Origin of the sequence: Ruminococcus sp., from assembly GCF_017650195.1 — a bacterium.
In the GTDB taxonomy this organism is placed as follows: domain Bacteria; phylum Bacillota; class Clostridia; order Oscillospirales; family Ruminococcaceae; genus Ruminococcus.
On record NZ_JAGCFH010000168.1, the window covers coordinates 1 to 8,890 of the forward strand.

The window sequence follows — 8,890 nt, forward strand, 5'->3', positions numbered from 1 at the left end:
AGGGGCTGTAAAAAAACAGCCCCTTCGTTTTTATTTGACTTTGCGATATTTCTGGTTCTTGCTGTTCGGCTTATCAGGAATAGTTCTCTCGATTATTCCCTTCTCCAATGCAGGTGCAAGATAATTCTTGCGGAAGGTAGGACGATGAGAGAGTCCGAGTCCGTTCATAATATCAGCAGCCGACATCTCCTTGTCACCCAGAATTTTTATTAATCTGCTAATGTTATCATCTTGGTCGGTATCTTGGTCGCCGACTTGGTCGGTCGAGCGACTAACATTTTCCATATCCTTTAAAGTAGAGTATATTATATCAAGCATCAGCTCAACAAATACTGCGCTGTCTGTACTTTTATCAGCTTTACCTAAAGCGTTATAGTATTCAGCTTGCCTTGAGCGTATCAGTTCTTCGATTGGCAGCCAATAGAAAAGCTCCTTCCACTGTCCGAGCAGCAGACTGTGCCACATTCTGCCCATACGTCCGTTACCGTCAGCAAATGGATGAATAAACTCAAATTCATAATGGAAAACAGCACTTTTTATAAGAGGATGTACTTCAGAGGTCTTATACCATTCAAAAAGGTCGGCTATCAGTTTCGGAACAAGATCAGCGGGCGGCGCCATATGAATAAGCTGCTCGCCGTCGAAAATACCAACGCCCTTTGAACGAAATCTGCCGTTTTCAGGAACAAGTCCTTTCATCATAAGACGATGAGCCGATAACAGATCCTCAACAGAATTAGGATCAAGTTTCAACATAAGCTCATATGCTTCATAGGCGTTCTTGACTTCCTGTATCTCATTAGGGTTGCCAAGGACACGTTTGCCGTCAATAATAGCCGTGACCTGATCTATAGTCAACGAATTGTGTTCGATTGCAAGAGAGGAATGTATTGTTCTTATGCGGTTTTCTCTTCTCAGATGCGGATTTATGTTGCCCTGATGCTGTATCGTTATCTTACCGATTTGTTCGCTTATGTCAGCAATAAGAGCTACTATCCTGTCTGTAACAGTAAACGGCGGTCTGTAATCAGCCATATTAACCTCCCTGCATAAAATGAATCTATAATAGTATTATACCATAGAATAGATAATTAATCAAGTTTTTTAGTTGGGGGAAAGTGCGAAATTTCTGTAAAACTCATATTTTTGTAATAGAATTGATTTATGAGAGCTGAGATGGTATAATAGTTGAAAAAACACGGAGGTAAGCCTTTATGGAAGAACTAAATAAATTAGATTCAACCTGCGGAATAAGTGATGACGAGTTGACAAGGCGCTTTATAGAAGCGGTCAGAATAGATGACGAGATACGCCGTATCAAAGGGCTCCCTGTTTCAAGATATGATCATGATAAGAATATGCCATATATTGAGTATCCTGACGAAAGGAGAGTATATAATGAGTAATTCTAAAAGTATCAAAGGAGAAATCCTATGCCAAAAGTTGTAAATATAAATGGTATGTCTGTTACCGTATTTGATAATTCTGAAAAAGAAGCGTATCTTTCACAGGACGATATAGATATGGATATAAGAGCTAAGGCTGCTGTTAAGGCAGCACTGAATAAGGCGAAGATTTGCGGAAAGCCCATTGCCCGTTATGATATTGTCACTAAAAAAGCATTTATTGAATATACGGACGGAACGATAAAGTATGTTGAATAATTCTAATTCTTCTCATCAGATATGACTAACCTGTTATATGAATATATAACAATAATTATGCTGAAATAATGAAAACAGCCGGACAGTCAACCAGACGAATAATTCGCCTCATTCACCGTCACGGCTGGAGATTTATCGTATGACACGCAATGCGCTGAATGTGTGACTATTATCAATATATGGGGCATGAGAGCATTGAGACTACTCGCATTTATCTCCGTAAGACAGCCACGGAACAGCGTGAGATCGTAGACAATATTATTGATTGGTAAAAAGATAGCGGTCAACCTACACAGGGGGACCGCTATACTATTTCCAGTTATTATTTTAAAAGTTCCTTGTACAGTGATTCTTTTAGTTCTCGATTATTCATCAACCCACTGCATCTCATTTTCGATTTCCCAAAATGTTTTTCCATCCCAGATAGGTGCTTCTTCAAAAGCAAGAATACAGTCAGAAGCAAAAGCTTTTTTAGTTGAAAATATCGTTTCGTCTGTTGTAAGATTGTATACTTCAAGACTGACACATTCTGTATTTCCATCGGGGAATAACTTAGTCTGACAACCATTGAAGAAAAATTTCTCACCATTGTAGATTACATAATGATCTTCATAATGGAGTTTTTCGATGAAATCTCTTGCATTTCCGTCAATCATTATACCACTTCCTTCCTACAAGATACTTTTCATACTTTTTAAACGTTTCATGGTCTAAATAAGCAGCATCAGTTCGCTTGAGGTTACGATCATAGTAGTGAATATGCAGTACGGGTTTACGATTTCCTGTTAAATCTGGCTCAGGGTGATAGGCTATCTCTGCTGTGAGATAGTGCTCATTATCGTATACCCTCATCATATTTAATGTTCCGTCCTTATGTAATTTAACATATACATTACTCGAATGCGCTTCAACCGGTAGATCATGTAAACCAGTTTCAGGTTTCCCGAATAAAACCTTTGCATCATCTACATATCCTACAGTTTCATAGGTATATGGAACATTATTTCCTGCTGCGTATGTACCTCTGCCGCCCATTTCAGCGCACCACCTTCCTTGATGCACGATAGTCAACGGGAATAATATTACCTTCCATTTCCTTGAAAGGCTCGCCTAAGCAGATAATAGCACTCGGCTCAACTGTTTCAATCATTTTGTTATATCCACGAAGGAAAAGTTTCTTCTCATGCTTGCATCCAATCATGCCAACAGCCACAACACAGCCTTTTTCAACTCCGTCATTGCAAAAAGAGTAACTTCTGCTGTCACTCCATGTCATAGTAGGAACTACTTTCAACCCCATACTCTGCCAGTATGCACCTACCCAATGACTATGAGCAACACTTTCAAGCTGTCTCCAATAATTCATATCGTAATAGGTTGAATAATCAGGTGTAAGCAGATATGCATACTGCGAGAGCTTCTCAATACTTCTTTCGGGATTGTTATAAATTCCCGTAAACCGATAATCATCAATAAAGAAATGAACTCCGCAAGCAGTGTTTTCAGGTTTATCGTTCTGCCTTGTGTCTGAATATGCGATAAGACAAACGTTATCAATAGGTATATCCTGTTTTTTTATGAGTGGGATATCCCACTTTCCAGATACAGTGAAATTGTTTCTCATAAATAGAGAATTACTTCTCATTTCTAAAGAAGTCATAGCTTCTCCTTTCTGTCGATTAAATCGACGGTCAATATTATTTGTATGGTTTGCTTATTGACAAAAAAGATCAGCTATGTTATAATTGTGCTTGCAAAGTTGTGTACAATTGTACATAGCTGGAAACGCATAGGCTGATACTGCGCCAACAGTATCAAACGCCTGTGCGTTTTTTCTTGTCATAGTAAGTGTCCATCGGAATCACCCTACCTTTCGATATAATCATCATTTCTTTTTATCCTGCTTGACTCTGTAATCGGCTGACTGTTTAGTTACGTGGTATTTTTCCACAATCGCCTTTGATGTCATTCCCTTTGAAGCATCATAAGGGATCATGACTTCACCTGTCAAAGCCTTTGCCTGCCATTCTACGCTTCTGAAAGGCTCAATCTCATCGTCTCCGAATGCACGGGTAGATACTGGCGTAAAGCCTATCCAAAAGAGAAGCACATGACAAATCTCATGACAGATAAAACAAAGAAAAGCATAGTTATCATCACAGCAAGCACCGTTATAGACAGTTTCCTTGATCTGTATCACAAAACCGCCTTCTGGTTTAGGAAAACACTGTGCAAAGACGTTGGCAGGCAAATCGCCATCATCAACGATCTCATAATTTGTATCGTCAACAACATCCGGCAGCTTTTCTAAAGCCTGAAGGACAGGAAATGGCTCATCATCAGACTCGCAGCCGAAAATTGCTCTAACAATCTTACTGAACCGTCTTAACGTTGCTCTACTTGTAGGTTTAGTAATATAATCCATTAGTCGTTGTTGCTCCTTTTCAAAAGTTCTAAGATTTTCTGAGCCGTATTCTCGTCGATCTCCCCGAAAGAACGTGCAAATTGCAGAGCAGCATCACGCTGATAAGCAGAAGATCCCGATAAATTCAGCTTTATCTGTGTTTTGGAGTTTTCGATAGCATCTCTGAGTTCAATCTGTTCCTCATCTGTTAGAGCATAATGCTCAACAATAACAGTGAACCACTCTGCTGGAACATTCTTTTTTCCGTTCTCAACAGCAGATAGGAATGGTGTTGAGACACCGAGCAGTTTAGCAACATCGCCCATAACCTCGTGGTGTTTCACTCTCAATATACGCATAAATTCGCCAAACTTCGTATAAGCCATAGTGACACCTCCTTCTTTACCAAGTATTATATCACAAGCATCACCAATTGTCAAGTATTTTTCTTAATCTTTTTTAGGTTAACTAAACATTGTGCCATCGGGCATACTCTCGCTTTTGAGAGTATGCCCGATTCTTATAGCTTATCGCAGTATTTCATGAGTTCTTCTATCTTGGCTACAATACGCTTCTGCTCAGCAAGCGGAGGTAGCGGAATGAAAACAGTTTTGTACTTATCTTGTGATACATTGACTTGTTGCTTGTCCATACCTGACATCAATCCTATAATCTGCTCTCTAATTTTAGGGGAGTTGAGGACTGTGACGATATAATCTTTATCAAACAGTTCATCGGACATGTTGATTCTGATTGTTTTATCGGAAAGTATAAGGTTGTAGTGGATGTCTTTAACAACACAAAGGCAATATCACCAAGTCCACATACACAAGCTACAAAAGGTACATGGACGTACATATGATACCGTTCTTCAAGGAGATGAACATCAAGGTCAAGGATATAACCGGCGATGAAATAAACGAATACTATGCTTATCTCAGGAGCAAAGGCCTCAAAGGAACGAGCTGTCAGCGACACCACTCCCTCATACACCTTGCATTCAAGTCAGCGATGAAAAGACGTATCAGTCCCACAAATCCTGTGGATCAGGCTGACCGTCCGAAGTCGGTTCAGTTCATCGGCAGCTACTATAACGCTGAGGAAATAAAACAGCTCATCGACTGTACAAAGAACGATCCGCTGCACATCGTTATCATTATAGCTGCCTACTACGGACTGCGCCGCAGCGAGGTCATCGGACTGAAATGGTCAGCGGTGAACTTCGTATGCAAGACAATAAGTATCAAGCACAAGGTGCTTCAGGACGAGGACGGAGTTACAGGCTACGATATTATGAAAACGAAATCATCGTACAGAACGCTTCCGCTGATACCGATAGTCGAACAGGCACTGCTCGCCGAGCGTGACAAGCAGGTTGAAATGAAGAAGGCTTTCGGCAGAGGTTATTGCAAAAAGTATGAGGATTACATCTGCGTGGACGCTGTGGGAGAGCTGATACGTCCCAACTATGTATCAGACCACTTCGCAATCGTTCTCCGCAGAAACGGTCTGAGAAAAATACGATTCCACGATCTGCGTCACAGCTGTGCAAGCTTACTACTCGCAAACGGTGTGCAGATGAAATTGATACAGGAATGGCTCGGTCACAGCGACATAAGTACAACGAGCAATGTGTACAGCCATGTAGACAGCGAAAGCAAGAAGTTGAGTGTCGAGGCAATAGCAAGAGCACTGGAAGCGTAAAGTAAAAGCCTCTGAACGGATATGTTCAGAGGCTCATACATAAAAACTTGGCGCAGTGGGTGGGATTCGAACCCACGTCCCTCAAGGGGCATCATGATTTCGAGTCATGTCCGTTATGACCACTTCGATACCACTGCGTATTTAATTTAACAATAAAACTGCGAGACAGCCAATTTGAAATGCAAATACGAACACGGCTGAAACCACGCAGAACAGGGATAAATCAAAGTGCGGCAAGCTCAAAACCGACTATGTTTCGAGTCATGTCCGTTATGACCACTTCGATACCACTGCATAAAATCACTATAATATTATATCACACTGAAGTATCAAAATCAAGTATTTTTGTAAAAAAATAATATTATAACAAAAAAGAGCAGGAGTTCAACTCCCCCCCTGCTCTGATTTTATTTTGTAAGAAGATACATCCTACCGCTGAAAGGAGGTATATCCATATCTAGAGTTTCGCTGGAATAAGTATATTTCGTTCCGCCGTTGGGAGTGGCACCGCTGTACAGCTGATTGTCGGAATCAAGCAGCAGTTGTACCGAACAGCCTGCTCCGAGCCTTAGGGAATAACCAAACTGATACCAGTCGGAAAAATTGAAGACTGCAAGTATATCACCATTTTCTGATTTTCTACGCATTGCATAGATGCACCGATCCGTACAGTTGCAATCCTCCCAGACAAAATTTGTGGTATCATTATCATAATGCAGCGCGTCGTATTTAAGGTATATGTGATTTAGAATCTTTATGTACTCGCGGAAGGAATCATGTAGAGGGTATTTCAGCATATCCCAGTCCTGCTGGCGTTTTTCGTCCCATTCGCGGAGCTGTGCGAACTCGCTTCCCATAAAGTTCAGCTTTTTACCTGGGTGGGCTGTCATATACATATACAAAGCCCTTGCCTGCGGGAACTTATCCTCATACCTGCCGTTCATCTTCTGCGCAACGGTTGCTTTTCCGTGAACTACCTCGTCATGTGAAAGGGGAAGTATGAACCTCTCGTTATAGAAATATAGCATGGAAAATGTAAGCTTGTGATAGTCACGGGAGCGATACATAGGAGCCGTCCGGAAATAATCGAGAGTATCATGCATCCAGCCCAGATCCCACTTGTAATCAAAGCCCAGGCCGCCCTCCATTACGGAAGCCGTTACTCTCGGGTATGCAGAGGAGTCCTCTGCGGCGATTATTGCCGACGGGTGACGAAATTTCAGACCGCTGTTCATAGTTCTGATAAACTCCAACGCGTTGCTGTTCTCACCGCGACTTTCATCGCCGTTCCAGTATATCATATTGCGTATCGCGTCCATACGGAGCCCGTCGAAATGATAAACACTGAGCCAGTAATCAGCAGCGGACTGTATGAATGTTCTCACCTCTCCTTTTGAATGGTTAAAATTGCGGCTTCCCCATTCGTTATAGCCTATATCGTCACTGGGATACTCATATAGCTTTGTGCCGTCGTACTCCGTAAGCGCGTAATGATCAACTGCAAAATGCACAGGAACAAAGTCTACGATAACACCTATCCCCCTTTTGTGGCACTTATCCACGAGCTCCATTAGTTCTGCTGGAGTACCATAACGTGATGTGGGCGCAAAGAAGCCCGTACACTGATATCCCCACGATTCATCGCAGGGATGCTCGCTGAGTGGCATTAGCTCAATATAATTATAGCCGTACTCGCAGACATAGTCTATAAGCACATCAGCTAACTCGGAATAACTGTACCACCCTTCACTTTCCTCGTCAGAGCGCCTTTTCCACGAGCCTAAGTGAACTTCATATATATTCATTGGCTTGTCACGGCAGTCAGTGCGTTTTTCCAGCCATTCTCCGTCCAAAAAGCTATAGTTCCTGATATCTCGGATAACAGAGCAGGTACCGGGACGTACCTCCATTCCGAAGCCGTATGGGTCGCAGTGGTCGATAAATCCACCTTTTTTGTCGTAGATACGGTACTTGTAGCGCATACCCTCCTCTGCTTCAACGACAGCGAGCTCGTAAAACCTGCCGTCATTCACTGGCTTCATCGGGAGTTCCTTCCAGTCAGAAAAATCGCCTATCAAGGAAACCTTTTCCGCGTTGGGCGCGTAGGTACGAAAGACCGTTCCGTTTTTTCCTGTATGGGCTCCGAGATAGTTGTAGGCTTCAAACTCATCTCCACGGTAGAATTTCATTATGTCCATAGCATCGCCACCATCTTTTTTTACTGATTATAGCATATTATTGCAAAAATAGCAAGGAATACGCAGAAAAATCCGGCACATACGACGAATTCTCAAAATGCTCAGTTGACACAGAAAAATTTTTCATGCACTGTGATAAAAGACTTGACTTTTTGCGCAATATGTGATAAAATATTTTTGTTATTCAAATACAAATTGTATAAAACGCCTGTTGTTATACGGGGAATATATGATAAGCATTTTATACGCAGTACGCCAATTATCATACGCAATGCAGTTTTACTGCTTGCAAATTGAAAAGGAGATGTAATAATGAAAAACAAGCTAATTAAGAAAATCACAGCAGCAGCAATGGCTTTTTCCCTTGTAGGAGGAGCTGTAAGTGTTCCTGTTGATGATAAAACTATATTTACAGCTAAAGCCGAAAATGATCTTGATAACAAACTTGTTACACCGGAGAAAGAACCTACAGCAACTTATGATGCAGAAAGAAACATTCTTACGATCAGCGGAAATGTTGACCGTTCAACATTTGGCGGCTACGTAAACTACAATGATTTAACAATTATTGCTGACAGTGAAACAGTCCTGCCTGAAGACAGTTCCGGTTTATTCATGTGGTTTTCTGCAAAGACTATTGATCTTTCAAATGCTGATACAAGTAATGTAAAAGATATGAACAATATGTTTCAAGGCTGTCAAAACCTTCAATCAGTTGATCTCGGCTATTTAAATACAAACAACGTCACAGATATGCATGAGATGTTTTCTGGTTGTAATAACCTTGAATCAATTGATATGACCGACTTTGATACATCAAATGTCGAAAGAATGGACAGTATGTTTTTTTGTTGCAGCAGCCTCAAATCACTTGACCTCGGAAGTTTTGACACAGCAAATGTTACGAGTATGGCTTTTAT

12 protein-coding genes and 1 tRNA gene are annotated in these 8,890 nt (G+C 41.3%); 4 read left to right on the plus strand and 9 right to left on the minus strand.

Features of this window, described 5'->3' with window-relative positions; translation table 11 throughout:
* Positions 1-30: 30 nt before the first annotated feature.
* The gene (locus J6U00_RS07840; RefSeq protein WP_296580786.1) at positions 31-1,035 is read right to left on the minus strand and encodes a Fic family protein; all 1,005 of its coding nucleotides are present in this window, start codon (positions 1,033-1,035) and stop codon (positions 31-33) included.
* A gap of 179 nt (positions 1,036-1,214) precedes the next feature.
* Here J6U00_RS07840 and J6U00_RS07845 point away from each other — a divergent pair, with 179 nt between their 5' ends.
* Positions 1,215-1,406, plus strand: a complete 192-nt coding sequence (locus tag J6U00_RS07845) for a hypothetical protein (protein WP_296580787.1) — start codon at positions 1,215-1,217, stop codon at positions 1,404-1,406.
* A gap of 27 nt (positions 1,407-1,433) precedes the next feature.
* Positions 1,434-1,664 carry a hypothetical protein gene (locus J6U00_RS07850; protein WP_296580789.1) on the plus strand — a complete coding sequence of 77 codons (231 nt, stop codon included), beginning with the start codon at positions 1,434-1,436 and terminating at the stop codon, positions 1,662-1,664.
* Positions 1,665-2,029: 365 nt separating this feature from the next.
* On the opposite strand, the gene J6U00_RS07860 is transcribed toward J6U00_RS07850, so the two are convergent.
* The 6 genes from J6U00_RS07860 to J6U00_RS07885 form a co-directional block, all read right to left on the minus strand.
* Positions 2,030-2,320, minus strand: coding sequence for a hypothetical protein (locus J6U00_RS07860; protein ID WP_296580791.1), 291 nt, complete (start codon positions 2,318-2,320; stop codon positions 2,030-2,032).
* Positions 2,313-2,699, minus strand: a complete 387-nt coding sequence (locus J6U00_RS07865; protein WP_296580793.1) for a hypothetical protein — start codon at positions 2,697-2,699, stop codon at positions 2,313-2,315. The genes J6U00_RS07860 and J6U00_RS07865 overlap by 8 nt, the downstream gene beginning before the upstream one ends.
* A gap of 1 nt (position 2,700) precedes the next feature.
* On the minus strand, positions 2,701-3,324 hold the full coding sequence (locus J6U00_RS07870) for a DUF4417 domain-containing protein (RefSeq protein ID WP_296580795.1): 624 nt from the start codon (positions 3,322-3,324) through the stop codon (positions 2,701-2,703).
* A gap of 225 nt (positions 3,325-3,549) precedes the next feature.
* A complete protein-coding gene (locus tag J6U00_RS07875) occupies positions 3,550-4,089 on the minus strand; it encodes a hypothetical protein (RefSeq protein WP_296580797.1) in 540 nt (179 codons plus the stop codon).
* Positions 4,089-4,454 (minus strand): helix-turn-helix transcriptional regulator, encoded by a 366-nt coding sequence (locus J6U00_RS07880; RefSeq protein WP_205581456.1) that lies wholly within the window; start codon positions 4,452-4,454, stop codon positions 4,089-4,091. Before J6U00_RS07880 ends, J6U00_RS07875 begins: the two co-directional genes overlap by 1 nt.
* Positions 4,455-4,588: 134 nt before the next feature.
* Entirely contained in the window at positions 4,589-4,810 is a 222-nt protein-coding gene (locus J6U00_RS07885; protein ID WP_365718471.1) for a hypothetical protein, read from the minus strand.
* A gap of 68 nt (positions 4,811-4,878) precedes the next feature.
* Between J6U00_RS07885 and J6U00_RS07890 the strand changes: the two genes are divergently transcribed.
* Positions 4,879-5,772, plus strand: coding sequence for a site-specific integrase (locus tag J6U00_RS07890; protein ID WP_296580805.1), 894 nt, complete (start codon positions 4,879-4,881; stop codon positions 5,770-5,772).
* A gap of 48 nt (positions 5,773-5,820) precedes the next feature.
* Here the strand turns inward: J6U00_RS07890 and J6U00_RS07895 are convergent.
* Positions 5,821-5,909 (minus strand) — tRNA-Ser (locus J6U00_RS07895).
* A gap of 270 nt (positions 5,910-6,179) precedes the next feature.
* Entirely contained in the window at positions 6,180-7,970 is a 1,791-nt protein-coding gene (gene glgB / locus J6U00_RS07900) for a 1,4-alpha-glucan branching protein GlgB (RefSeq protein ID WP_296580799.1), read from the minus strand.
* A gap of 312 nt (positions 7,971-8,282) precedes the next feature.
* On the opposite strand from glgB, the gene J6U00_RS07905 reads away from it, so the two are divergent.
* A partial coding sequence (locus tag J6U00_RS07905; RefSeq protein ID WP_296580801.1) for a BspA family leucine-rich repeat surface protein occupies positions 8,283-8,890 on the plus strand: 608 nt, incomplete at its 3' end.